We start from the raw sequence: 24,550 nt of genomic DNA on the forward strand, positions 1-24,550 counted from the left end.
GTCAGGCTCCTTGGGAGGACGAACGGGATGCGGACGGATAAAACCGCGTGACGCGGCCGGCGGCGACGTAAGCGTCGACGAGCTGCCTTTCGGCGGCGAAGGGATGCCACTCCCAGCCTTGATGGCCGAAGCCGGCAAGCGCGATCGGGGCATCGGGAAATCGGTTCATGACCTCCGCGATCACAATCATGCCGCTGCTCGGCACGACGTAGGGCGCGGGATCAAATGCGGCCAGCGCCTGGTCGACGCCATCATGAATCACTTTGTCAACGACCACATGTGCCTTGCCAGCGTCCTTGCAGAAGGCGTTGAATTGACTCGTATAGTCGTCGCAGAAATCGTCGAGCTCGGGATGCGAAATGGCAAGCGGACCCTTAAGCGCCGCGAACTTTTCCGGATCGCGCACGCTCCAGATTTCGGCAGCCTCGACCACGGCGGGATGCGCGCGCCATGCTTCCGAAGACAGCATCGCCTTGGCGGGACGGCCGGTATTGCAGACCGCGACGACATCGGTGCGGCCGGGGCTGGCGTCATAGGATCGGCATTCGTTGAACCGGATGACGAAGCCAGCTGCGGCAACAGCCGCGGCCCCTTCCCCACCGATCTCACCATTGCCGACGATCATGATGCTCTCTGTCACCTCAGTTGCTCATCGCGTCTTCGAGCGTCTTAAGCTCCTTGGTCCTGGCATCGGTCACGTTGGCGATGCAGCCGGCAACCAGCATCGGCTCCATCGTGCCGCCACGCGCCTGAAAGCCGGCCGCCTCGCATTGCGCATCACGGTAGGTAATCCAGGCGCGTTGGGCAGTGACCAGAGCCTTCTCCGCCCCCTTCATGTCGTCATCCTGATCGCTATCGATGGCGACCATGGCGGCGCGGGTCTTCTTGTATTGAACGTTGAGCGCCTTGTCGGCCTCGTCCTGCCGCGCCCGCTCGCAGAGCGTCATGTCGGTCTGCGTCGTCGGGCTCTTGCAGTCGATCTCCTCGGCGCCGGCGCCACCGGCCGCCATCAGCGCCAACAGCCCGAAACCCATAGGCATAAAGAAACGCATCATCTCCTCCCGAGACATGATCACAGCTTGCCCATCACCAGCTGCCGGAAGCCGTAAACTTCGCGCTTGCCGGATAGCGGGATCAGCGTCACAGAACGCGTCTGTCCGGGCTCGAAGCGCACGGCCGTGCCGGCCGGAATATCGAGCCGCATGCCATGCGCCTTCTCACGATCGAAGGAGAGCCCGGCATTGGTCTCACCGAAGTGATAGTGGCTGCCGACCTGCACCGGACGGTCGCCGGTATTCGACACCTCGATGGTCACGGTCGGCGCGCCGGCGTTGAGTTCGATTTCGCCGGGTGCGGCAATGATTTCGCCTGGGATCATGATTTTCTCCTCACGCAGCCTTCACGGGCGCGCAGCCCTCGGCCTTCAGCACGCGTTTCGTCGATGCCGGGTTGTTGATGAGCTTGCCCGCCGGGCGCACCGGCCGGCGCACCAGTTCGCCGCCGCAATTCGGGCAGATGCCTGAAAGCACGTTCTCGGCGCAATCAGCGCAATAAGTGCATTCGAAGCTGCACATCATGGCCTCGCAGCTTTCGGGCGGCAGGTCCTTGTCGCAGCATTCGCAATTGGGTCGAAGCTCGAGCATGATGGCCTCAGCGGATCGGTTCGTGGACGGTGACAAGCTTTGTTCCGTCAGGAAACGTCGCTTCCACCTGCACGTCGTGGATCATCTCGGCGATGCCATCCATCACCTGGTCGCGGCCGATGACATGGGCGCCGGCTTCCATCAGCTCGGCCACCGGCCGGCCGTCACGCGCACCCTCGACGACGTAGTCGGTAATGAGAGCGATCGCCTCGGGATAGTTGAGCTTGACGCCCCGCTCCAGCCGCCGCCGCGCGACCATCGCCGCCATCGAAATCAACAGCTTGTCTTTTTCTCTTGGTGTGAGGTTCATCGTGCATCCATCTGCTTGAACTAGAGATTCCAGACTTTCGGCACAGGCGCGCCGTTGCGCAAGGCTGAAATGATCGGGATCAGGATTTTTCGAAGAGCGAAGCCGTCCGACGCTGCCAGCCGAACGACGAGCTTGCCCGCCCAGCAACTGGCGCCGCCCATATGACCGTCGAGCAACGGCCTGACCGCATTGAGATAGCCTTCCGCCTGCGGCCCGAGATAAAGCAACGTCGCGAACGCGACCTGGCCCGACAGCACCGCCTGCTCCCGCGTCAGCGCCTGGACCTCGCCCGCGAGCCTCAGATCCTCGGCATGGCAGAGCCGGCCTTCTTTGCGGATACGCCAGCGGTCACGGAACAGCCCCGAGACAACCGCCTCACCCATCGCCTTGCGCCCGAGCAGGACCGCTTCGACCGCCAGAAACTCCGCTCCCTCGTCGAGGTCGACATCGAGCCGTCGATAGAGCGAGGAGCGATCGAAGAGGATGGTTTCCTGCGGCAGCCAGTCTACGCGCGCATTGGCGCCGACCTGAATTTTCGTGGTGATCTCGGCGGTGCCGGCGGACGCCTTGTAGATCTTCTCGCAGGCCTGCGTGGTCACGTCGATGCGCGTGCCCGGACCGGCAACGACGCTCCAGTCCATGCGGTCGCCACCGGTGAGCCCGCCGGCCGTATTGATGATGACGGCTTCCATCGAGGCATCAAAGGTATCGGGCAGCCGGATCTTCGCCGCACCCTCCTGATAGAGCTCGCGGATGCGCGTGCGCCCGCCGAGCGACTTCGCGGCCAGATGCCCGCGGCCTTCGGCCCTTTGCGGTCTGGTGGCTGCCGCGGCGTTCGTCATTCCATGCCCTTTTCATGCCGCCGGTTTGCCCGGCCGTTCTCATTCAACCCTGTAACTGATTGAAAGCAAGCAATTTCCGTGCCGCACGAAGGACACAGCGATCCCGGCGCCGACCAGCGGGGCGCATGTCGTCGAGTGCCTTTAAAAGCGGCGAATGCCGATCAGACGGTCAGATGCCGGCGCGCCTCCGGCGTATCCAACGTCTCAGCCAGACCTTCATGCACGATCTCGCCGCGATCCATGATGTAGACGTAATCGGCAAGCTCCCGGCAGAAATCGAGATACTGCTCGACCAGCAGGATCGCCATGCCGGTGCTATCGCGAAGATAGCGGATCGCCCGGCCGATATCCTTGATGATCGACGGCTGGATGCCCTCGGTCGGCTCGTCGAGCACGAGGATCTTCGGCCGCGTCACCATCGCCCGGCCGATCGCCAGCTGCTGCTGCTGCCCGCCAGAGAGATCGCCTCCGCGCCGCCCGAGCATGGTCTGCAGCACGGGAAACAGGCTGAAGATATCGTCGGGAATATTCTTGTCGCGGCGCGTAAGCGGCGCAAAGCCGGTCTCGAGATTTTCCTTCACCGTCAGCAACGGAAAGATCTCGCGGCCCTGCGGCACATAGCCGATGCCCTGCTTGGCGCGCGCATAGGGCGCCAAGCCATTGAGCTTGGTGTCGTTGAAGGTCACGGTTCCCGATGACAGCGGATGCTGGCCGGTGACGGCCCGCAGCAGCGAACTCTTGCCGACACCGTTGCGCCCGAGCACGCAGGTGATCTTGCCCATCTCGGCCTTCAGCGAGATGCCGCGCAGCGCCTGCGCCGCGCCATAGTGGAGGTTTGCGTTTTCGACGGTCAGCATGGTTTTTCCCTATGATGGCTTGCGGTTGGGATACCCCCCTCTGCCCTCCCGGGCATCTCCCCCACAGGTGGGGAGATTGGCTGGGCGCACCCGCTCGCTCCAACGGCTATTGATTGACGAGACGCCCGCCACACGTCGATCTCCCCCCTTGTGGGGGAGATGCCCGGCAGGGCAGAGGGGGGTATCACGCGCACAACGCTCATCACCGCCCCAGATAATTCTCGATCACCTTCGGATCGGAGCTCACAAAATCGATCGACCCCTCGGCCAGCACCGAGCCTTCAGCAAGACACGTCACCTTCACCCCAAGGTCGCGAATAAACCCCATGTCGTGCTCGACGACCACGACCGACCGCGTCTTGGCAATCTCCTTGAGCAGGATCGCCGTCTCCGCCGTCTCCGCATCCGTCATCCCGGCCACCGGCTCGTCGACGAGCAACAGCTTCGGCTCCTGCGCCAGAAGCATGCCGATCTCCAGCCACTGCTTCTGCCCATGGCTGAGATTGGCGGCAAGGTCGTCGCGGCGGTGCGTCAGGCGAACGGTCGCGAGGATCTCGTCGATACGCGACCGGTCCTCGCTCGACAGCCGGTAGAACAAAGTCGAGAACACGCCGCGCCGGCGGTTCAGCGCCAGCTCGATATTGTCCCACACCGTGTGGCTCTCGAACACCGTCGGCTTCTGGAACTTGCGGCCGATGCCGAGCTGGGCGATGTCGGCTTCGTCAAGCTTGGTGAGGTCGGTCTGCCCGTTGAAGAAGACCTGGCCGGTGTCCGGCCGCGTCTTGCCGGTGATGATGTCCATCATCGTCGTCTTGCCGGCGCCGTTCGGGCCGATGATGGCGCGAAGTTCGCCCGGTTCGATGACGATCGACAGCGAGTTCAGCGCCTTGAAGCCATCGAAGGAGACGGAGACGTTGTCGAGATAGAGAACGCTGTTGGGTTTGACGTCAGGGATCATGGCGCTCACTCCGCGGGCTGGATTTCTGCGTCCACACCGTCTTCGCGTTTCGCGGGCGGCGTGTCGCTGGAGGATGGCTTGCGCTTGCCGAGATACTGGCCGATCGTGCCCACGATGCCCTTGGGCAGGAACAGCGTCACCGCGACGAACAGACCGCCGAGCGCGAAGAGCCAGAATTCGGGGAAGAGGCCGGTAAAGATCGTCTTGCCACCATTGACCATGATCGCGCCGATGATCGGCCCGATCAGCGTCGAGCGGCCACCAACCGCCGTCCAGATGACGACTTCGATCGAGTTGGCCGGCGCGAATTCGCCCGGGTTGATGATGCCCACCTGCGGCACGTAGAGCGCGCCGGCGATCCCCGCCATCATCGCCGAGACGACGAAGGTGAAGAGCTTGAAGTGCTCGACGCGGTAGCCGAGGAAGCGCGTGCGGCTTTCCGCGTCGCGCACGCCGACCAGCACCTTGCCGAACTTCGAGCGCACGATGGCGGACGCGATCAGCAGCGAGAGTGCCAGCAGGATCGCGGTGGCCGAAAAGAGTGCCGCGCGGGTGCCGTCGGCCTGGATGTTGTAGCCGATGATATCCTTGAAATCGGTCAGGCCATTATTGCCGCCGAAGCCCATGTCGTTGCGGAAGAAGGCGAGCAGCAGCGCATAGGTCATCGCCTGGGTGATGATGGAGAGATAGACGCCGTTGACGCGCGAGCGGAAGGCGAACCAGCCGAAGACGAAGGCGAGCAGTCCGGGCACGACGAGCACCATCAGCGCCGCGAACCAGAAATGGTCAAACCCATGCCAGAACCACGGCAGTTCCTTGTAGTTCAGGAACACCATGAAATCGGGCAGGATGGGATCGCCGTAGCTGCCGCGCGTGCCGATCTGGCGCATCAGATACATGCCCATCGCATACCCCCCGAGCGCAAAGAAGGCGCCGTGGCCGAGCGAGAGAATACCGCAGAAGCCCCAGACGAGATCAAGCGCCAGCGCCAGAAGCGCATAGGTCAGATACTTGCCGAACAGCGACATGATGTAGGTCGGGATGTGCACGGGGCTCGATGCCGGCGTCATCAGGTTCAGGACCGGCACCAGCACGGCAAGCGCCAAGAGGATGAAGAGCGCGACGATGATCTTGCGATCGAGAGACCGGAGAAGGAAGGCCGTAATCATGCTTCCACCGCCCTTCCTTTGAGTGCGAAGAGCCCACGCGGCCGCTTCTGGATGAAGAGAATGATGAGGACGAGCACCAGGATCTTGCCGAGCACGGCGCCGGCGAAGGGCTCGAGGAACTTGTTGACGACGCCGAGCGACAGCGCGCCGACCAGCGTGCCCCACAGATTGCCGACGCCGCCGAACACCACGACCATGAAGCTGTCGATGATGTAGCTCTGACCGAGATTGGGCGAGACGTTGTCGATCTGGCTGAGCGCCACGCCCGCCATCCCGGCAATGCCGGAGCCGAGCGCGAAGGTGAAGGCATCGACCCATCCGGTGCGGATGCCCATCGACGATGCCATTCGGCGGTTCTGCGTGACGGCGCGCATCTGCAGGCCGAAGGCGGAACGCTTCAGCAGCATCAGCAGCGTCACGAACACGGCCATGGAGAAGACGATGATCCACAGGCGGTTCCAGGTGATCGACAGGCCGCCGAGTTCGAACGCGCCCGACATCCAGCTTGGATTGCGCACTTCGCGGTTGGTCGGCCCGAAGATCGAGCGCACCGCCTGCTGCAGGATGAGCGACACGCCCCAGGTGGCGAGAAGCGTTTCCAGCGGACGTCCATAGAGATAGCGGATCACGGTGCGTTCGATGACGAGGCCGACGAAGCCGGTGAAGATGAAGGCGGCCGGTACGGCGAAGGCCAGCGAGTAGACTTCGAGGCCAGGGAAGGTCGAGGCGATATACTGCTGCACGACATAGGTCGTGTAGGCGCCGATCATCACCATCTCGCCATGCGCCATGTTGATGACGCCCATGACGCCGAAGGTGATGGCAAGGCCGATGGCGGCAAGCAGCAGCACCGAGCCGAGCGACAGGCCGTACCAGACGTTCTGCACCACGTCCCAGAGCGCCAGGCTGCGATTGATCGTGTTGATATGCGTCTGGATCTCGCCCTTGAGTTCGTCGGGCGCGGTCGCCATCGCCGTCGTCAGGATGGTCAGCGCGTTGCGGCCGCCACGGGCGGCGATCGTGTCGATGGCGGCCTTCTTGTCCTCGGCGCCGACATCGCTCTTCAGCACCATCACGGCGCGGGCGGCTTCCATCGTCTCCTTGACCTCGCCGTCCTTCTCGGCGGCAAGTGCGGAGTTCAGCAGTTCGAGATTGGCGGGATCGGCATCGCGCAGCAGTCCCTGGGCGGCGGCAAGGCGCGCGCCCCGATCGGGAGAGAGCAGCGTCAGCTGGCTCATGGCCGAAGCAATGACACCTCGCAGCGAATTGTTGATCCGGACCTTCGACATGTAGTCCGCATCGATGTCAGCGACAGCTTCGCCGCTGATCGGATCGGAAAAGGTCGGCTCATCCTCCGTGCCGCCCTGAAGCAGAACCGGGCCACCGCTTTCCGAATTCACGTAAAGCTGGCCGTCGCTGAGCTGCTGCAGGATCTGGCTGACATGGGCATCGCCGGATGCGACCAGCGCCTTGATGGCGACCTCACGCTCCGGAAAATCGCCGACGCCGAGCGCGTCGACCAGCGCGTGGATATCTTCCTGCGCCTTCAGCGCCGTGGCGAATGCCGGCAGGGCCAGGCACAAGGTCAAAAGCAAAATCTTGATGGCGCGATACATCGGCTTTCTGCCTCGGTTATCGTTGGCCTTCCGGCGCAATCGGGAGAAATTCAGGCCTCTAACTCGGCAACTGCCGTCCGAAGCCTCAAGGCCACGCTTCGGAGAGAGAACTTCCGCCCGGACAGGAGGGCCGGACGGAAGCTGTTTTCAGGCTTTTAGAGTGAAGGGGTGTCCACTCAGGAGCCCTTGCCGCCGCACTTGCCCGTTGCGACATTGAAGTTGCCGCAGTTCATGGGCTTGCGCCAATCGGAGATCAGGTCCTTGGAGTCAGGCAGGAAGTCCGACCATTCGTCGCCGACGACAGCAGGGGTCTGCTGAACGATTTCGAACTGGCCGTTCGCCTGGATTTCACCGATCAGCACCGGCTTGGTGATGTGGTGGTTCGGCATGACCGTGGCGTAACCGCCCGACAGGTTCGGAACAGTGGTGCCGATGATCGTGTCGAGAACCTTGTCCGTGTCGGTCGTGCCGGCAGCCTGAACCGCCTTAACCCATGCGTTGAAGCCGATATAGGCGGCTTCCATCGGGTCGTTGGTCACGCGCTTGTCGTTCTTGGTGTAGGCATGCCATTCCTTGATGAACTTCTTGTTCGCCGGGCTTTCGACCGACTCGAAGTAGTTCCAGGCAGCCAGGTGGCCGACGAGCGGCTTGGTGTCGAGACCGGCAAGCTCTTCTTCGCCGACCGAGAAGGCGACGACTGGGATGTCGGTTGCCTTGACGCCCTGGTTGCCGAGTTCCTTGTAGAATGGAACGTTGGCGTCACCGTTGATGGTGGAGACGACAGCGGTCTTCTTGCCGGCGCCGCCGAATTCCTTGATCTTGGAGACTTCCGTCTGCCAGTCGGAGAAGCCGAACGGCGTGTAGTTGACGATGATGTCTTCCTTCGGAATGCCCTTCGAGATCAGGTAGGCTTCCAGGATCTTGTTGGTCGTGCGCGGATAGACGTAGTCGGTGCCTTCGAGAACGAAGCGCTTAACGCCTTCTTTTTCCATCAGATAGTCGACGGCCGGGATCGCCTGCTGGTTCGGAGCGGCGCCCGTGTAGAAGATGTTGCGCGAGGACTCTTCGCCTTCATACTGAACCGGGTAGAACAGGATGGAGTTGAGCTCTTCGAAAACCGGCAGGACCGACTTGCGCGAGGAGGACGTCCAGCAACCGAAGACGGCCGCGACCTTGTCCTTTTCGATCAGCTCGCGTGCTTTTTCGGCGAACAGCGGCCAGTCGGAAGCCGGGTCGACGACGACGGCTTCGAGCTTCTTGCCGAGAAGGCCGCCCTTCTTGTTCTGCTCATCGATGAGCATCAGCATGGCGTCTTTCAGCGTCGTTTCGGAGATCGCCATCGTGCCGGACAGCGAATGCAGAACGCCGACCTTGATGGTGTCGTCAGCCGCAACGGCTCCATGGAATGCGCCCGTGGCCGACATGACGGCGCCGAGCACGGCACCGGAAACATATGATCGCAGATTCATCTGGTTGATCCCCTCTTCTTGTTCCGACAACAGGCCTGAAACGGCGATTAACTGTTGCTTAAGGGACTATCCGGTGCTGCACTGCGAAAGCGTATACGCGAAATGACGTAGGTGACGGGGCGAAATGTGCAGTTTTGCGTTGCACCGCACTCTTAAGCCCCGCACTGTTCCATGTTACGAACGCATGACAAGGGGAACGAAGGGGCCGATTACGGGCATGGCAGCGCGGCAACGCATTATTCCGGTCAGGCGCGAATACAATCGCTGGGTCGCCAACCAGACGCTGGAAGACTATGCGCTGCGCTTCACCGCCAAGAGCGCCCGGCAGTTCTCCTCGCAGCGCATCTCGCAGACGGCGATCGGCGCCATCTCCTTCCTGGCGCTGGAGGCGATCGGCGGCGCCATCACGCTCTCCTACGGCACCACCAACGCCTTCTACGCCATCATCGTCGCCTCGATCGCCATGCTCGCCATCGGCCTGCCGATCAGCCGCTACGCGATCCGCCACGGTGTCGACATCGACCTGCTGACCCGCGGCGCCAGCTTCGGCTATATCGGCTCGACCATCACCTCGCTGATCTACGCCAGCTTCACCTTCATGCTGTTTGCGATCGAAGCGTCGATCATGTCCGGCGCGCTGGAGCTGACCTTGGGCATTCCGCTCTGGATCGGCTACATCATCAGCGCCGTCATGGTCATCCCGCTCGTCACCCACGGCGTCCGGCTGATCAGCCGCTTCCAGCTCCTGACACAGCCCTTCTGGATCGTCCTCAACATCCTGCCCTTCCTCTTCATCGCCGTGATGGACTGGGAGAAGTTCGACCTCTGGCGCGCCTTCTCCGGCATCCGCCATGCGTCGGGGCCGCCCGGCACCATCGCCCCCTTCGATCTCGTCGAGTTCGGAGCGGCCTCCGCCGTCATCCTGGCGCTGATGTCGCAGATCGGCGAGCAGGCCGACTTCCTGCGCTTCCTCCCCCCGGAAAAGCAGACGAAGTGGCGTCACCGACTGGCCGTCTTCCTCGCCGGTCCCGGCTGGGTCATCATCGGCGCGCCGAAGCTCTTGGCCGGCTCCTTTCTCGTCGTGCTCACTTTTGCTTCAGGAGTGCCCGCCGACCGCGCCGCCGATCCGGCGCAGATGTATCTGACCGCCTTCGGCTACATGATTCCCTGGCACAACGCCGCGCTGCTGCTGATGGCCGCCTTCGTCATGGTCTCGCAGCTGAAGATCAACGTGATGAACGCCTATGCCGGCTCGCTCGCCTGGTCGAACTTCTTCTCACGCCTCACTCACAGCCACCCCGGCCGCGTCATCTGGCTGGTGTTCAACGTGGCGATTGCACTGCTCCTGATGGAGTTAGGCATCTACCGGCTGCTTGAGGAAACGCTCGGCATCTTCTCGATCATCGCCATGGCCTGGCTCTGCACCATCTCGGCCGATCTCTTCATCAACAAGCCGCTCGGGCTCGCCCCTCCGGGCATCGAGTTCAAGCGCGCCCATCTCTACGACATCAACCCCGTCGGCCTCGGCGCCATGACGCTGTCTGCGACCATCGCGCTCATCGCCCATTTCGGCGTCTTCGGCACGGTCGCGGCGTCGCTGGCACCCTACATCACCCTCATCGTCGCCCTGATCGCCTCGCCCGCCATCGCCTGGGCCACCAAAGGCAAGTTCTACCTCGCCCGCAAGCCGCGCCAGAGCTGGAAGAACCTGACCAACATCACCTGTTCCGTCTGCGAACACCCGTTCGAGCCCGAGGACATGGCCTGGTGTCCCGCCTATGCCGCGCCGATCTGCTCGCTCTGCTGTTCGCTCGACAGTCGCTGCCACGACATGTGCAAGCCCAATGCGCATCTAAACGCGCAGGTCGGCTATGTCGCCAAGGCTGTGCTGCCCGAAACCATCGTCCAGAAGCTCACCACGCGCCTCGGCCGCTACGGCATCGCCGTCGTCCTGGCGCTCACCGCCGTCGGCGCAATCCTCGCCATGATCGCTCACCAGGTCTCCTCGGCCTCGCCGGAGACCGCCGAGGTCGTCAACGGCACGATCCTCATCGTCTTCTTCGTCTTCGCCGTCATCGCCGGCGTCGTCTGCTGGTTCTATGTGCTCGCCCATGACAGCCGCGTCGTCGCCGAAGAGGAGTCCTCGCGCCAGAACACGCTGCTGCTTAAAGAAATCGCCGCCCACAAGAAGACCGACGCCGCACTGCAAGCCGCCAAGGAAACCGCCGAGGCCGCCAACCGCGCCAAGAGCCGCTACGTCGTCGGCCTCAGCCACGAGCTGCGCACACCGCTCAACGCCGTGCTCGGCTACGCCCAGATCCTCGAGCGCGACGAGACCATCCCGACGCCGCGTCAGTCGTCGATCAAGGTCATCCGCCGTAGCGCCGAACATCTCTCCGGCCTTATCGACGGCCTGCTCGATATCTCCAAGATCGAGGCCGGCCGCCTGCAGGTCTATTCCAACGAGATCAACATCCAGGATTTCCTCGACCAGATCGTCGACATGTTCCGCCCGCAGGCGCTTGCCAAGGGCCTGACCTTCAACCACCAGCGCGCGCCTGCCCTACCGCAGTTCGTGCGCACCGACGAGAAGCGCTTGCGCCAGATCCTCGTCAATCTGCTGTCCAACGCCATCAAGTTCACCGATGAGGGCACCGTCACTTTCGACGTCGCCTATCGCAGCCAGGTCGCCACCTTCACCGTGACGGACACCGGCCGCGGCATCGCCGAGAAGGACCTGAGCCGCATCTACGAGCCATTCCAGCGCGGCGAAGCCGATAGCATCCGGCCCATGCCCGGCCTCGGCCTTGGGCTGACCATCACCCAGCTTCTGACCAACACGCTCGGCGGCGAAATCTCGGTGACCAGCGAGAAGGACAAGGGCTCGACCTTCCGCGTGCGGCTGATGCTCTCGGCCGTACTGCGCGAGATGGCCGCGCCGCCGCAGGAAAAGAAGATCGTCAGCTACGACGGCCCGCGCCGCACGATCGTCGTCGTCGACGACAACGAGGACCACCGCGAGATGATGCGCGAGATTCTGGTCCCACTCGATTTCGTCGTGCTGACGGCCGCCAGCGGTACGGATTGCCTGACGCTGATCGAAGGTATCCAGCCCGACCTCTTCCTCGTCGACATTCTGATGCCTGGCATGAACGGCTGGCAGCTCGTATCGAGGCTCCGCGAAGCCGGCCAGACCGCGCCGATCGTCATGCTGTCGGCCAACATCGGCGACGCAGCCGCCCATGGCGACAGCGACGACAGCCACAATGACGCGATCGGCAAGCCGGTCGACATCCGCCGCCTGCGCGATAAGCTCGCCCTGCACCTCGGCCTGAAATGGCTCTACGCCGAAGCGGCACCCGCAACGCCCAAGAAGACCGAACAGATCCTGCAAAGCCCAGGCTATGCACATGTGCAGGAACTGCTGCGCCTCGGCGAGATCGGCTATATCAGGGGCATCGAGGCCAAGCTCGCCGACCTTGCCAAGGTGGAGGCAAATCAGCCATTTACCGAGGAACTTCGATCCTATGTCGCCGCCTTCGACCTGAACGGCTTCATGGCCTTCCTGCACCGCTTCGACGAAAAGGTGGAACACATTGGCTGAGCTCCCGCGCGACATCGTTCTGTTGGTCGACGACTCGCCGGAAGCGCTCGGCTTCCTCACCGATGCGCTGGAACAATCCGGCTTCTCCGTCCTGATCGCGACGTCCGGCTCGGCCGCACTCAATATCGTCGAGCGCATCACCCCCGATCTCATCCTGCTCGACGCGGTAATGCCAACGATGGACGGCTTCGAGACCTGCCGGCGGCTTAAGGCCAACCCGGCGATCAGCCAGATCCCCGTCATCTTCATGACCGGCCTGACCGAAACCGAACACGTCGTCCATGCGCTCGGCTCGGGCGGCGTCGACTATCTGACCAAGCCGATCAACATCGATGAACTCCGCGCCCGCATCGGCGTCCACCTAAAGAACGCCCGCTCCGCGCAAAGCGCCCGCGTGGCGCTCGACGCCGCCGGCCGCCATCTCCTGGCGGTCAAGGGCGACGGCAACATCCACTGGTCGACGCCCCAGGCCACCCGCCTCGTCAACGCCGCCATGGGCAGCGACGACGGCATGGACACCGTCATATCGACCATCGCTGCCTGGATGAAGGACCGCACCGCCGCCACCATCGCCGTCGCCCATGGAGGCCAGGACGTGCTGCAGCTCGCCTTTCTGGGCACCATCGGCCCCGACGAATATCTCTTCCGCCTGACCGCCAGCCAGCGCGCCGACGACCAGGTGCTGCGCCAACGCTTCGCGCTCACCCACCGCGAATCCGAGGTGCTGCTCTGGATCGCCAAGGGCAAGGCCAACCGCGACATCGGCGAAATTCTCGGCCTCTCCGCCCGCACGGTGAACAAGCACCTCGAGCAGATCTACGTCAAACTCGGCGTCGAAAACCGCGCCTCGGCCGCGGTCAAGGCGGCGCATGTGCTGCATGAGACGTGAGCGAGCCCTGACAGTAAAAAAGACGCTCACACTTTAGAAAGCACACATGGATATCCTTGGAGGCAACGCCCGCAAGCCGGGCATGGCATCAAGATGATATCCGACAGGTCATGAAGGACAGGCTTTATTACGTGGATCGGCTGCGGATTTCCGCCTTCGCGATCCTGATCCTCTATCACTCCTCGGCGGCCTTTTTCACAGACATGGGCTGGCTGATCCATAGCGAGCGCACCAGCCCTGCACTGTCGCTAATCATGGAATTCCCGCGCGCCTGGCGGCTGGCTCTGTTGTTTTTCGTCTCCGGCATGGGGGCTGCCTTCTCATTCCGTTCGGATTCCAGCCTCGCCTTCCTGCGCAAACGCACTATCCGCCTGCTCGTGCCCCTGCTCTTTTCCATGGCGGTCCTCGTCGTGCCGCAGGTCTGGTACGAGCGCATGTACGAGAACGGCTATGACGGCTCGCTTCTGACCTTCTGGCTGACGCGCTATTTCACCGAGGGACGCTACCCGACCGGCAATTTCACCTGGGCGCACATGTGGTTCGTCGCCTATCTGCTTGTCATGTCGGTGATCTGCTATCCGATCTTTCTCTATCTCAGCCGCCCCGATAACAGGATCATGGCCTGGTTCGAGCGCGTCGCGAAATCAAGCGCCATCTACCTCTTCTTCCTGCTGCCGCTGCTTCTCAACCTGGCCTTGACGCCCTTCTATCCCAAGGAAACCAATGCGCTCTACAATGACGGCGCCTGGTTCGCCGTCTGGGCAAGCTGGTTCGGCCTCGGCTTCCTCGTCGCCCGCAATCATCGCAGCCTGATCGAGCCGATCATCGCCAAGCGCTATCTGAGCGTCGCAATCGCGCTGGCCGTCACCGTGTTCCTCTACGCCTTCGCCTGGCTTGCCCCGGCCGAACAGGCTATCGGCAGCTATGCCGATGAAACCCCGTTCTTCAAGGCCGCGATCTTCCTGCTTGCCTGGTCGATGATCCTTACCCTGATCGGCTTCGCCGCCCGTCATTTCAATCAGCCGGACGCGCGGCTGGTCACGGTCAACCGGCTCGTCTTCCCGCTCTACATCATCCATCAGACGGTGATCGTCGGCGCGCTCTATTATGTGCTGCCGCTCGGCCTGCCTGCCGTGCCGAGCTTCATCATCATCGCCGCCGCGACCTTCGTGCTGTCGGGCCTCTTCGCCATCGCGGTGGACTTCATTCCCGGCCGCGCGCGCCTGCTCTTCGGCCTCGAAGCCAAACCGCGTGGCCCCTCGGCAGAGCGCAAGACCGTCAACGCGCAGCGATAGGCGGCGTCAGGCCACCCGGTCCGGCGGCTCGCGCCCCTCGAAGAAGGCGGTGATATTGTCCACCACCTTCATCCCCATCGCATTGCGCGTCTCGTCGGTAGCACTACCGAGATGCGGCAGCAGAACCACATTCTCCATCGCGCGCAACCTCTCTGGCACCTGCGGCTCAGCCTCGTAGACGTCGAGGCCGGCGCCACGGATCACGCCATTCTCAAGCGCCGCGATCAATTCCGCCTCATCGACGACATCGCCGCGCGCCGTGTTGATCAGATAAGCCCCGGGCTTCATCGCCCCGAAACGGGACGCGTTCATCAGGTGCCGGTTCTCCGCACCTCCGGGGCAATGCAGCGACACGAAATCGCTCGCGGCCAGTACCTCTTCCACGGTCGCTAGCTGCCGCGCGCCATATCGCGCCGCTTCCGCCGCATCGACCGTCGAGCGGTTGTAGAACACCACGTCCATGCCGAAACCGAAATGGCAACGCTGCGCGAAGGCCTTGCCGATGCGCCCGAAACCGATGATCCCTACCGTCTTGCCCGTGACCTTGGAGCCGATCATATGCGTCGGACACCAACCCTTCCATTCGCCGGCCCGGATCTGCCGCTCACCTTCCCCGCCACGGCGCGCGACAGAAAGCAGGAGCAGCATGGCGATATCGGCGGTGCAATCGGTGAGCACGCCCGGCGTGTTGGTCACCACGATGCCCTTGGCCTTCGCCGCCGCGATGTCGATGTGGTTATAGCCGACGCCGAAATTGCCGAGGACTCTGGCCCGGATCTCGCCTTCGAAAACCGACGCCGGAAGCTTGTCCGACACGGTCGGCAGCACGGCGTCGTGGGTGCGCAGCGCCTCCGCGATGGCTTCGGGCGACATCGGCAGGTCGTCGGTGTTGAAGGTCGCGTCGAAGCGTTCGGCAAGCACAGCCTCCACGGCGGAGGGCCAGCGGCGCGTGAGCAGAATCTTGGGGCGGGACATGGCGTATCCGTCTCGTCTGCGGCTACGCGCCGATCGGCGGCAACCTGTTGAATTCGCCGCCGATCGTAACCGGATCGTCCTCGATCGCAAGACCGGTAAGCGGCCGGGCGGTTCGCATTGTTGCCAAAACGAAAGAAGCCCGGTGCGAGACCGGGCTTCCAAGGTGAGAACGAAAGTTCTTACTTCGCGTCCTGCGGGAAGTAGGAGAACTTGCCGTCCGGGCCCTTCTTCCATTCGTACATGACGTAGCCTGGGATCTTTGGGTCGCCCTTTTCGTCGAACGAGATTTCGCCGAGAACGGTCTTGAACGGACCCTTGGCCTTCATCGCTGCGGCAACGGCTTCAGCGTCGGTCGAAGCAGCTGCCTTGGCAGCTTCAGCGATCGTCTGCATGGCGGCGTAGGAGTACAGCGTGTAAGCTTCCGGGTTGAAGCCGGCAGCCTTGAACTTCTCGACGAGTGCCTTGTTGTCGGGGTTCAGCGTTGCGTCCGGGCCGAACGTGTTCAGCGTGCCGGCGACTGCGTCACCAGCGATCGATGCCAGTTCGTTCGAAACGATACCGTCACCCGATACGAGCGTTGCCTTCAGGCCCTGGTCGGCGGCCTGGCGGATGATCAGACCAGCTTCGGTGTGGAGACCACCCCAGTAGATGATCGAAACGCCGGCTTCCTTCATCTTGGCGATGAGGGCCGAGAAGTCCTTGTCGCCGACGTTGATGCCTTCGTACATGACTTCGGTGAGACCAGCGGCATTCATGGCCTTCTTGGTTTCGTCAGCGAGGCCCTGGCCGTATGGGGTCTTGTCGTGAACGACAGCGATCTTGGCGTCCTTGAAGTGGTCGGCCAGATACTTGCCGGCAATGCCGCCCTGCTGGTCGTCGCGACCGCAAGTACGGAACGTGTTCCACAGACCACGCTCGGTGAACTGCGGGTTGGTCGCAGCCGGCGTGATTTCGAGGATGCCGTTTTCAGCGTAAACTTCGGAAGCCGGGATCGAAACGCCCGAGTTGAAGTGGCCGATGACGAACTTGACGCCGTCAGCTGCGAACTTGTTGGCAACCGAGATACCCTGCTTCGGGTCGGACACGTCGTCGCCGAGCACGATCTTGATCTGCTCGCCATTGATGCCGCCAGCAGCGTTGATGTCGGCAGCTGCCTGCTCGGCACCCTTCTGGAGCTGTGCGCCGAACGCAGCGTTCGGGCCGGTCAGCGGACCAGCAACGGCAACCGTGATGTCGGCCCAAGCGTTGCTGCTGAAGGCGACCATCGCCGTCAGAGCCACTGCCGACAGAAGAGACTTCTTCATTATGTTACTCCCAGTTTTTTAGCGGGTTCCGTTCCATTACCCAGCGCATCACCCACTTTACTGCGCCGGGAAACCTGTTCCACTCGGAGAGGTAATTTGTCCCTAGATTCAACCGGCTGTCAATGTTTTGCCTTCCAGGAGAAGGGTGACGTCTTTTCGTAGAGCCAGTAGTAATTATTGACCATCTGATTGGTCCGGCGATAGCGGTATCCCGCCGTCGCGAAGATCAAGAGAAGGACGAAGTCGATGGCGTAATAGAACACACTCAGCACCGGTCCGTCGAACAGCGCATGATGCAGAAACTGCATCGCAGCCGCCAGAAGCACGCTGTAGCCGATGACAATAGGATAGTCGCTCCAGCCATCGGCAGCAGCCTTGCCCGAACGCCACGCGGTCCAGAAGCCGATCAACACGACGATCAGGCGGATGACGCTGCGAACGCCGGTATCGCCTTCAAAGAAAAGTCCCTGCATATCAAAGTCTCCCCTTCGTCATGCTCAATGCCGTCCGCCTTCGAGATAGGCGGCGCGAACTTCAGGATTGGCGAGCAGCTCCTGGCCGGAGCCCGACATCGTCACCTTGCCGTTGACCATGACATAGGCCCGGTCCGACAGCTTCAGCGCCGCGAAGGCGTTCTGCTCGACGAGGAACACGGTGAGCCCCTCATCCTTGTTCAGCTTCTTGATCGCCTCGAAGATGCCCTTGACGATCAGTGGCGCGAGACCGAGCGACGGCTCGTCGAGAAGCAAAAGCTTCGGGCGGGCCATCAGCGCGCGGCCGATCGACAGCATCTGCTGCTCGCCGCCCGAAAGCGTGCCGCCGCGCTGCGTCTGGCGCTCCTTGAGACGCGGGAACATCGCGAAGATCTTCTCGACGTCTTCCTTGAAGTATTTCAGGTTATCGAGGCCGGCGCCCATCTGCAGGTTTTCCATCACGCTCATGCGCGGGAAAATGCGGCGACCTTCCGGCGACTGCGCGATGCGCAGGCGGGCGATCTCGTGAGTCGGCATCTTGGTGATGTCGCGGCCCTCGAAGATGACCTTGCCGGCGCGCGCCTGCGGGCTGCCGCAGATCGTCATCATCAGTGTCGACTTGCCGGCGCCGTTGGCGCCGATCAGGCTGACGATTTCGCCCTGGTTGACGTGGACATCGATGCCGGCGAGCGCGCGAATGTTGCCGTAATAGGTTTCAACACCCTCGACCTTGAGAAGTGGCTGACCGGTCATCAGTGCGTACCTCCTTCGAGGTTTTCGACGTCTGCGATCACCTGTTCCACTTCCTCGTCTTCGACACCGAGATAGGCCGCGATGACCTTCGGATCGTTCTTCACATGATCGGGCGTGCCGTCGGAAATCTTCTGGCCGTATTCGAGCACGACGACGTGGTCGGAAATTTCCATGACCACGGACATGTCATGCTCGATCAGGAGCAGCGACGTGCCCTCGTCGCGGATACCGCGCAGAAGCGTGTTCAGCGTCAGCGATTCCTTCGGGTTGAGACCGGCGGCCGGCTCGTCCAGGCAGAGCAGTTCCGGTCCCGTGCACATGGCTCGCGCGATTTCCAGACGACGCTGAGCGCCGTATGGCAGGTCGCCGGCGGGATCGTCGGCGCGATCGATCAGATCGGCCTTCTCCAGCCAGTAGCGGGCAAGCTCGATCGCGTTCTTCGCTTCCGCGCTGTAGCGACCGATCCCGAGCAGACCGAGAATGGTGTAGCCCGATGCCAGCATCAGCTTGTTGTGCTGCGCGACCAGGAGATTTTCGAGAACCGTCAGGCCGGAGAACAGGCGGATGTTCTGGAAGGTACGGGCGACCTTTGCTTCGCGGGTGATGCGAAAGTCCGGCAGACGCTCAAGCAGGTGTTCTCTGCCATCCTTGTGGCGCATGGTGATCATGCCCATGGTCGGCTTGTAGAAGCCGGTGATGCAATTGAACACGGTGGTCTTGCCGGCGCCGTTCGGGCCGATCAGCGCGGTGATCTCGCCGCGCTTGGCCTCGAACGAGAAGTCGTTGATGGCCATCAGGCCGCCGAACTTCATCGACAGGTGCTCGACCTTGAGCAGGGTATCGCTGGACATGTTGGTTTCCTGAGGGCTCATCAGCCGTGGCCCTCCTTGGTGAAGCTTCCCGATACCGATTTCCGTTCCTTGAGGAAGGCTGTCGGCTCACGCGATCCGACGAAGCCGCGCGGCTTGATCAGCATGACGACGACCATCGCCAGACCGAATAGCAGCATGCGGTAGAGTTCCGGCGTGAAGTCGGGTCCGAAGATGAGCTTCAGGAACTCCATCTCGCGCAGCATTTCCGTGCCGCCGATCATGACGATCGCCGCGATCGCGATGCCGGTCAGCGAACCCATGCCGCCGAGAACGACGATGGCGAGGATGACGGCCGATTCCAGGAACACGAAGGATTCAGGCGATACGAAGCCCTGGCGAGCGGCGAAGAAGGAACCGGCGAAGCCGCCGAACATCGCACCCGTGGCAAAAGCCGTGAGCTTGGTCGTCACCGTGTTGATGCCAAGCGAACGGCAGGCGATCTCGTCTTCGCGAAGCGCTTCCCACGCACGACCGATCGGCATGCGGCGCAGGCGGATCGTCACGTATGCCGTCAGGAGGCACAGCGCCAGGATCAGATAGAAGAGGAAGATCTTGTAGTAGGCCGAAGAGATCGGCAGGTGGAATAGCTTGGCGAAGCCGTGCGGGCTGGCATCGAACGGAATGCCGAACAGCGTTGCCTTCGGAATGCTGGCGATACCGAACGTGCCCTTGGTCAGATCCGTCCAGTTGATGATGACGAGGCGGATGATTTCGCCGAAGGCCAGCGTCACGATCGCCAGATAGTCACCGCGCAGACGCAGCACCGGGAAGCCGAGGATGATGCCCCAGAGACCGGCGAGAATGCCCGACAGCGGCAGAAGAACCCAGAAGGACAGGCCGAAATAGCTGGAGAGCAGCGCGTAGGAATAGGCGCCGACCGCGTAGAAGGCGACGTAGCCGAGATCGAGCAGACCGGCGAGACCGACGACGATGTTCAGGCCCCAGGCCAGCATCACGTAGATCAGGATCTGGATACCGAAGTTGTCGACCCACTTCAGCGAGCCCTGCGCGCCAACCAGCGCCACGATGACGACGGGATAGAGCACCAGCGCCAGAAGCGCGATCTTCAGGAAGTGGGCGTGGAAGAAGCCCTTCTTGTCGGAGATGTCGAGCTCGCCGCTGCGCGCCTTGGCAAGCTTGCGGGCATCGAGATGCGGACGCAGGAAGACCACGATCGCAAACCGGCCGACCGCCGCGATGGCGACGAAGACCGCAAGCAGGCCCCAGCGCTGCACGACGACGAGTTCGTTGCTGATGTTCTGCTGCGTGCCGAGACCGACATAGAGAACGAACATGCCGAAGGAGATAACGGCTGCGAAGATAGCTTCTTTAATACCCTTCTGGACAAGTCCGGATGCGGGCTTGCCAGGGGCGTTTTCAACATTTGCCATGACGTTAAACCTTCTCGACTTCCGGCCGGCCCAGGATACCTGTCGGCTTGAAGATCAGCACGAAAGCGAGGATGGCGAAGGTCGCCACATCCTTGTAGGCGATGGTGAAGTAGGCCGACCACAGGCTTTCGATGAGGCCGATCATCAGACCACCGAGAACGGCGCCCGGAAGCGAACCGATACCGCCGAGAACGGCCGCCGTGAACGCTTTAACGCCAGGCACGAAGCCGTCGTTGAAGTTCACCACGCCGTAGTACATCAGGTACATCGTGCCTGCGACGGCAGCGAGTGCGGCGCCCATGATGAAGGTCACCGAGATCGTCTGGTCGACGTTGACGCCCAGCAGCGCCGCCATCTTGCGGTCCTGCTCGGTGGCGCGCTGCGCGCGGCCAAGCGCCGTGTGATTGACGAGATACCAGAAGACGGTGAGCAGCACGGCGGTGATAATAATGATCACGATCTGCTTCAGCGAGACGGTGACGCCACCAATGTTATAGACGCTGCTGATCAGCGGCGGGATCGGCTTGTTGCGCGGACCCTGCGTCACCTGGATGAAGTTCGACAGCGTGATCGACATGCCGATCGCTGTGATCAGCGGCGCCAGGCGGAACGAACCGCGCAGCGGGCGATAAGCGACGCGCTCGATCGTCCAATTCCACAAACTCGTCATCAGCATCGCGATAAGCAGCATCAGCAGCAGCAGAACCGCGACCGGCAAACCAGCAAAAATCGATGTGAGGACGAGAAAGACGATAAGGGCGGCGAAGCCACCGATCATGAAAATATCGCCGTGAGCGAAGTTGATCATGCCGATGATGCCGTAAACCATCGTATAGCCGATAGCCACAAGGCCATAGATGGATCCAAGAGTCAGCCCATTAATGAGCTGCTGGACAAAATATTCCATATGTCTTTCCCCTGGACACAGAACCGTGAAAAGCCTGCGTCTCTTGTTATTAGAGCCCTTGTTGAGCCCTTGATTAAAGATTTCATACTGCTTTCAAGGCAAAAGGGAAGCGCAAAATTACAAAGCTCCAAAGTTCTTTACCGTTTTGGTGAAAATGACTTTTTGGCATCCATAAAGTTGATTTTTTCAACACAATCCGGCCTCTCACGCCACTTTTCACCGCAAATTCACTTTTCCCCGGGATCTTTAGCCTTCGCCGATGGATGGAAAATCGTCAAAGCACACCTGCGTCCTTTTGCGACGGCGGACGAGCCGTGCAATGAAGCGTGAAAACGACTATATGAGAAGCATGATGGAGAAGGGATCGAACAGACCCGCGATGCTCGAGACGTTTGAACGTGCCGCCCTTGAGGCTGGCAAGGCGATCATGGATGTGTACCGCGCAGGCTGCACGGCGGCCAGCAAGGCCGACAACAGCCCGGTGACGATCGCCGACGAGCAGGCCGAGCGGATCATTCTGGCGCATCTCTATCGTGATTTCCCCGATATCCCCGTCATCGCCGAAGAATCAGTCGCGGCCGGCATCGTGCCGGCGGTCGGCTCGTCGTTCTTTCTGGTCGATCCCCTGGATGGCACGCGCGAATTCGTCGACAAGCGGCCGGAATTCACCGTCAACATCGCCTTCATCGTCGATGGCCACCCGGCCGCCGGCATCGTCTTCGCGCCCGCGCTGGGCGTTGCCTTTCTCGGCGAGAGCGGCACGGCCGAGAAGTTGCATATCGGCCCGGACTTCCGTGTCGAAAAGCGGTTGCCGATCAATGTTCGCCTCGCCAAAGCCGAACGCACCGCACTCGCCAGCCGGTCGCATAACAGCCCGCAGACGGCACGCTTCCTGGCCGAGCAGGCCATCTCGGAGTGCAAGAACATCGGCTCGTCGCTGAAATTCTGTCTTCTCGCGGAAGGAGAAGCGGACGTCTATCCGCGCTTTACCCGCACCATGGAGTGGGACACCGCGGCCGGCGACGCCATCCTGCGCGCGGCCGGAGGCTGCACCGTGACCCTCGACGGTCGCCCCCTCACCTACGGCAAGACCCGGCAGGCCCACGACGCGGATTTCGCCAACCCCGATTTCATCTCCTGGGGCAACGCCCCCCGGCTTTGAGCGCGGGGACGTTTCTCGCGAATATCCCTGTGAAAACAGCGCCCGGCCCCGCGCGCTGTCCCCCCTTCCCGACGCGCCCCTACGATTTGCGGCAGTGAAACCTGCCGCGAACACCGGAGCTCGATCGTGTCGGACCAGACCAACAACCTCGCCTTGCCCTACATCCTGCCCTCCCAGGCGCAGAAGCAGGTGCCGCATAACGAAGCGCTACAGCGCCTCGACGCCGTGGTCCAGCTGACGATCATCGCCGAACGCCAGGCACCGCCCGAAACACCGGGTGAAGGCAACCGCTACCTCGTCGGCGCCGATCCCGAGGGCGCGTGGCTCGGCCGGCACGGGCTCATTTCCGCCTGGCAGGACGGTGCATGGGCCTATCTCTCGCCAAACCCCGGCTGGCGCGCCTTCTTTCTCGATACCCGTCAGCTCCGCGCATTCGACGGCGCTAACTGGAACGTCATCTCCCTCGATGCGGATGGCGCGCTTCCGATGATCGGCGTCAACACGACGGCCGACGCGATCAACCGGCTGGCGGTCGCCTCCGAAGCAAGCCTCTTCACCCATGCAGGCCAGGGTCATCAGCTGAAGATCAACAAGGCCGATCCGTCTCAAACAGGCACGCTGCTCTTTCAGACGAACTGGTCGGGCCGCGCCGAGATGGGGCTTGCCGGAAGCGATGCGTTTTCGATCAAGGTCAGCGGCGATGGCAATGATTGGTCGACGGCGCTCGTCGTGGCGCCGGATGGCGTGGTGCGCATGCCCTCGCGGCCGATCATGCGGGCATCGCCCGCTGCAGGTATCACCTCCCTGCCACCGGCAAGCCGCACCGGCTTTACGGATATCCACGCAGAACAAGGCGGCTTCGAACTTGGCGCCGCCGTACCATCAGGTACCGGCAGGCGGCTGATCGTCCCTGCCGACAGCTTCTACCTGCTGTCGCTCTCTCTGAGCACCCTCACCTCATCAGGCCACGATGTGGCGATCGAGGTCAACGGCGCCACGGTCGTCGCCAGCGCCGGCGGACCCGCCTCGACATCACCAACGCGGCAGAACGCAACGACGATCGCCTGGCTGAACCAAGGCGACTGGCTCGCATTGCTTCACAGCGGCACGGCGCAATACGAATTTGGACCGGCGAAGACCGAACTCTGCGCCGTCATGCTCTGAACGAGCTACAGCAGGCGGTAGCGGAAGGCCCGGGCAACCGCCTGCATCCGATTGACGGAATCGAGCTTGCGCATCGCGCTCTTCAGATATCCGACAACGGTGTGCGGCGAGAGCTCGAGTATGATGGCGATCTCGTCGCTGCTCTTGCCCGCCGCCGACCAGCGCAGGCATTCGATCTCGCGGCTGGTCAAATTCTCCAGCGGCTGTTCGGTCACCTGCAGGCGCGCATAGACGTCGAGGAATTCCATGGCGCTGAACACATGCGCCATCGCCTCTTCGCGCGAAAGGTCCGCCCGCGCGCCCGAAAACGCGAAAATATAAGGCTGGCGATCGGCGTCATGCAGCACGAAAGCAAATGTCCGGCGAAATCCGAGCTCGCGAAACAGCCCGGTGATCCGCCCGTTCTTCGGGTTGGTCACGCTGCTTTCAAAGGCACCGACACCAAACGAAACCGGTAGGCTCGATTTCCTGAGCTCCGAAACAAGCGCACTATTGTGAAACAGGTCGTCTTCGTCATAGGCGGCAACGAGGCTGTCAGGCCAGTTGCTGAAAATGTGATTTCCCGCAAAGCCGCCATTGTCGCCGCGGGGAAAACCCGCGAACAAATAGTGGTTGAAACCCGCCGCCTTCGCCAGACGCGCGAGGCGTTCCTTGGGATCGGCTGGCGATGGACTGGATTTTTCTGGCGATAAAAAAGCAATATTGGCCGCGCCGTCTTGAACGGCACGTTCTTCATTCCGCATCGATTTCGTCCTTCAAAGGCTAAACTTGCCTGAAAACGCTCTTCTGGCAGCAACAATCAAAGTATAGGAAAAGAAAAAATGGCCGCTTCGACGTTATGCGAAGCCTGATATTCTATTCCCAACGCACGCAGAAACAACAATCGCGACGACGCGC

At 62.1% G+C, this 24,550-nt stretch carries 25 protein-coding genes; 6 read left to right on the forward strand and 19 right to left on the reverse strand.

All coding sequences use genetic code 11. The features are described from left to right. Position 1 precedes the first annotated feature (1 nt). The 11 genes from J5286_RS16665 to urtA form a co-directional block, all read right to left on the reverse strand. Positions 2-625 (reverse strand): Urease operon accessory protein, encoded by a 624-nt coding sequence (locus tag J5286_RS16665; RefSeq protein WP_209191452.1) that lies wholly within the window; start codon positions 623-625, stop codon positions 2-4. Positions 626-641: 16 nt separating this feature from the next. After that, complete coding sequence (locus J5286_RS16670) at positions 642-1,034, reverse strand: lysozyme inhibitor LprI family protein (RefSeq protein WP_209191453.1); 393 nt, start codon at positions 1,032-1,034, stop codon at positions 642-644. A 38-nt stretch (positions 1,035-1,072) separates the two neighbouring features. Beyond that, the gene (locus tag J5286_RS16675; protein ID WP_047514525.1) at positions 1,073-1,378 is read right to left on the reverse strand and encodes an urease subunit beta; all 306 of its coding nucleotides are present in this window, start codon (positions 1,376-1,378) and stop codon (positions 1,073-1,075) included. A 10-nt stretch (positions 1,379-1,388) separates the two neighbouring features. Next, positions 1,389-1,643, reverse strand: a complete 255-nt coding sequence (locus J5286_RS16680; RefSeq protein WP_209191353.1) for a DUF1272 domain-containing protein — start codon at positions 1,641-1,643, stop codon at positions 1,389-1,391. Between the two features lie 7 nt (positions 1,644-1,650). Continuing rightward, a complete protein-coding gene (locus J5286_RS16685; protein WP_018897100.1) occupies positions 1,651-1,953 on the reverse strand; it encodes an urease subunit gamma in 303 nt (100 codons plus the stop codon). Between the two features lie 20 nt (positions 1,954-1,973). After that, on the reverse strand, positions 1,974-2,795 hold the full coding sequence (locus J5286_RS16690; protein WP_209191354.1) for an urease accessory protein UreD: 822 nt from the start codon (positions 2,793-2,795) through the stop codon (positions 1,974-1,976). Positions 2,796-2,956: 161 nt separating this feature from the next. Continuing rightward, positions 2,957-3,652, reverse strand: coding sequence for an urea ABC transporter ATP-binding subunit UrtE (urtE, locus tag J5286_RS16695; RefSeq protein ID WP_018897098.1), 696 nt, complete (start codon positions 3,650-3,652; stop codon positions 2,957-2,959). A gap of 202 nt (positions 3,653-3,854) precedes the next feature. Then, on the reverse strand, positions 3,855-4,610 hold the full coding sequence (urtD, locus tag J5286_RS16700; RefSeq protein WP_018897097.1) for an urea ABC transporter ATP-binding protein UrtD: 756 nt from the start codon (positions 4,608-4,610) through the stop codon (positions 3,855-3,857). Between the two features lie 5 nt (positions 4,611-4,615). Beyond that, positions 4,616-5,779, reverse strand: coding sequence for an urea ABC transporter permease subunit UrtC (urtC, locus tag J5286_RS16705; RefSeq protein ID WP_112980402.1), 1,164 nt, complete (start codon positions 5,777-5,779; stop codon positions 4,616-4,618). Further along, positions 5,776-7,395 (reverse strand): urea ABC transporter permease subunit UrtB, encoded by a 1,620-nt coding sequence (gene urtB, locus J5286_RS16710; RefSeq protein WP_112980403.1) that lies wholly within the window; start codon positions 7,393-7,395, stop codon positions 5,776-5,778. The genes urtC and urtB overlap by 4 nt, the downstream gene beginning before the upstream one ends. Positions 7,396-7,571: 176 nt before the next feature. Beyond that, a complete protein-coding gene (gene urtA, locus J5286_RS16715; RefSeq protein ID WP_209191355.1) occupies positions 7,572-8,864 on the reverse strand; it encodes an urea ABC transporter substrate-binding protein in 1,293 nt (430 codons plus the stop codon). Positions 8,865-9,081: 217 nt separating this feature from the next. On the opposite strand from urtA, the gene J5286_RS16720 reads away from it, so the two are divergent. The 3 genes from J5286_RS16720 to J5286_RS16730 all read left to right on the forward strand — a co-directional run bounded on the left by J5286_RS16720 (position 9,082) and on the right by J5286_RS16730 (position 14,652). After that, complete coding sequence (locus tag J5286_RS16720; protein ID WP_209191356.1) at positions 9,082-12,468, forward strand: hybrid sensor histidine kinase/response regulator; 3,387 nt, start codon at positions 9,082-9,084, stop codon at positions 12,466-12,468. Beyond that, positions 12,461-13,357 carry a response regulator gene (locus tag J5286_RS16725; protein ID WP_112536734.1) on the forward strand — a complete coding sequence of 299 codons (897 nt, stop codon included), beginning with the start codon at positions 12,461-12,463 and terminating at the stop codon, positions 13,355-13,357. The genes J5286_RS16720 and J5286_RS16725 overlap by 8 nt, the downstream gene beginning before the upstream one ends. Positions 13,358-13,467: 110 nt before the next feature. After that, on the forward strand, positions 13,468-14,652 hold the full coding sequence (locus J5286_RS16730; RefSeq protein WP_209191357.1) for an acyltransferase family protein: 1,185 nt from the start codon (positions 13,468-13,470) through the stop codon (positions 14,650-14,652). Positions 14,653-14,658: 6 nt separating this feature from the next. Here J5286_RS16730 and J5286_RS16735 read toward each other — a convergent pair whose 3' ends face one another. The 7 genes from J5286_RS16735 to J5286_RS16765 form a co-directional block, all read right to left on the reverse strand. Beyond that, the gene (locus tag J5286_RS16735; protein ID WP_209191358.1) at positions 14,659-15,627 is read right to left on the reverse strand and encodes a 2-hydroxyacid dehydrogenase; all 969 of its coding nucleotides are present in this window, start codon (positions 15,625-15,627) and stop codon (positions 14,659-14,661) included. Positions 15,628-15,806: 179 nt separating this feature from the next. Then, positions 15,807-16,931, reverse strand: a complete 1,125-nt coding sequence (locus tag J5286_RS16740; RefSeq protein ID WP_047514557.1) for a branched-chain amino acid ABC transporter substrate-binding protein — start codon at positions 16,929-16,931, stop codon at positions 15,807-15,809. Positions 16,932-17,050: 119 nt separating this feature from the next. Next, positions 17,051-17,404 (reverse strand): DUF6867 family protein, encoded by a 354-nt coding sequence (locus J5286_RS16745; protein WP_018897088.1) that lies wholly within the window; start codon positions 17,402-17,404, stop codon positions 17,051-17,053. A gap of 24 nt (positions 17,405-17,428) precedes the next feature. Continuing rightward, positions 17,429-18,157, reverse strand: a complete 729-nt coding sequence (locus J5286_RS16750) for an ABC transporter ATP-binding protein (protein WP_018897087.1) — start codon at positions 18,155-18,157, stop codon at positions 17,429-17,431. Further along, positions 18,157-19,029 (reverse strand): ABC transporter ATP-binding protein, encoded by an 873-nt coding sequence (locus tag J5286_RS16755; protein WP_026282746.1) that lies wholly within the window; start codon positions 19,027-19,029, stop codon positions 18,157-18,159. The genes J5286_RS16750 and J5286_RS16755 overlap by 1 nt, the downstream gene beginning before the upstream one ends. Beyond that, positions 19,029-20,420 carry a high-affinity branched-chain amino acid ABC transporter permease LivM gene (livM, locus tag J5286_RS16760; RefSeq protein ID WP_209191359.1) on the reverse strand — a complete coding sequence of 464 codons (1,392 nt, stop codon included), beginning with the start codon at positions 20,418-20,420 and terminating at the stop codon, positions 19,029-19,031. The genes J5286_RS16755 and livM overlap by 1 nt, the downstream gene beginning before the upstream one ends. A 4-nt stretch (positions 20,421-20,424) precedes the next feature. Then, complete coding sequence (locus J5286_RS16765; protein WP_209191360.1) at positions 20,425-21,327, reverse strand: branched-chain amino acid ABC transporter permease; 903 nt, start codon at positions 21,325-21,327, stop codon at positions 20,425-20,427. Between J5286_RS16765 and J5286_RS16770 the strand changes: the two genes are divergently transcribed. From J5286_RS16770 to J5286_RS16780, 3 genes are all read left to right on the forward strand, one after another. Further along, complete coding sequence (locus tag J5286_RS16770; RefSeq protein WP_209215362.1) at positions 21,211-21,657, forward strand: hypothetical protein; 447 nt, start codon at positions 21,211-21,213, stop codon at positions 21,655-21,657. The two genes, J5286_RS16765 and J5286_RS16770, sit on opposite strands and share 117 nt — an antisense overlap. A 49-nt stretch (positions 21,658-21,706) precedes the next feature. Continuing rightward, a complete protein-coding gene (gene cysQ / locus J5286_RS16775) occupies positions 21,707-22,489 on the forward strand; it encodes a 3'(2'),5'-bisphosphate nucleotidase CysQ (RefSeq protein WP_209191454.1) in 783 nt (260 codons plus the stop codon). A 126-nt stretch (positions 22,490-22,615) separates the two neighbouring features. Further along, entirely contained in the window at positions 22,616-23,653 is a 1,038-nt protein-coding gene (locus J5286_RS16780) for a DUF2793 domain-containing protein (RefSeq protein WP_209191362.1), read from the forward strand. 5 nt (positions 23,654-23,658) lie between these two features. Here the strand turns inward: J5286_RS16780 and J5286_RS16785 are convergent, their stop codons facing one another. Next, positions 23,659-24,396, reverse strand: a complete 738-nt coding sequence (locus J5286_RS16785) for a helix-turn-helix transcriptional regulator (RefSeq protein ID WP_209191363.1) — start codon at positions 24,394-24,396, stop codon at positions 23,659-23,661. Positions 24,397-24,550: the final 154 nt, after the last annotated feature.

It is taken from the genome of Rhizobium sp. 16-488-2b (assembly GCF_017741815.1).
Classification (GTDB): Bacteria; Pseudomonadota; Alphaproteobacteria; order Rhizobiales; family Rhizobiaceae; genus Rhizobium.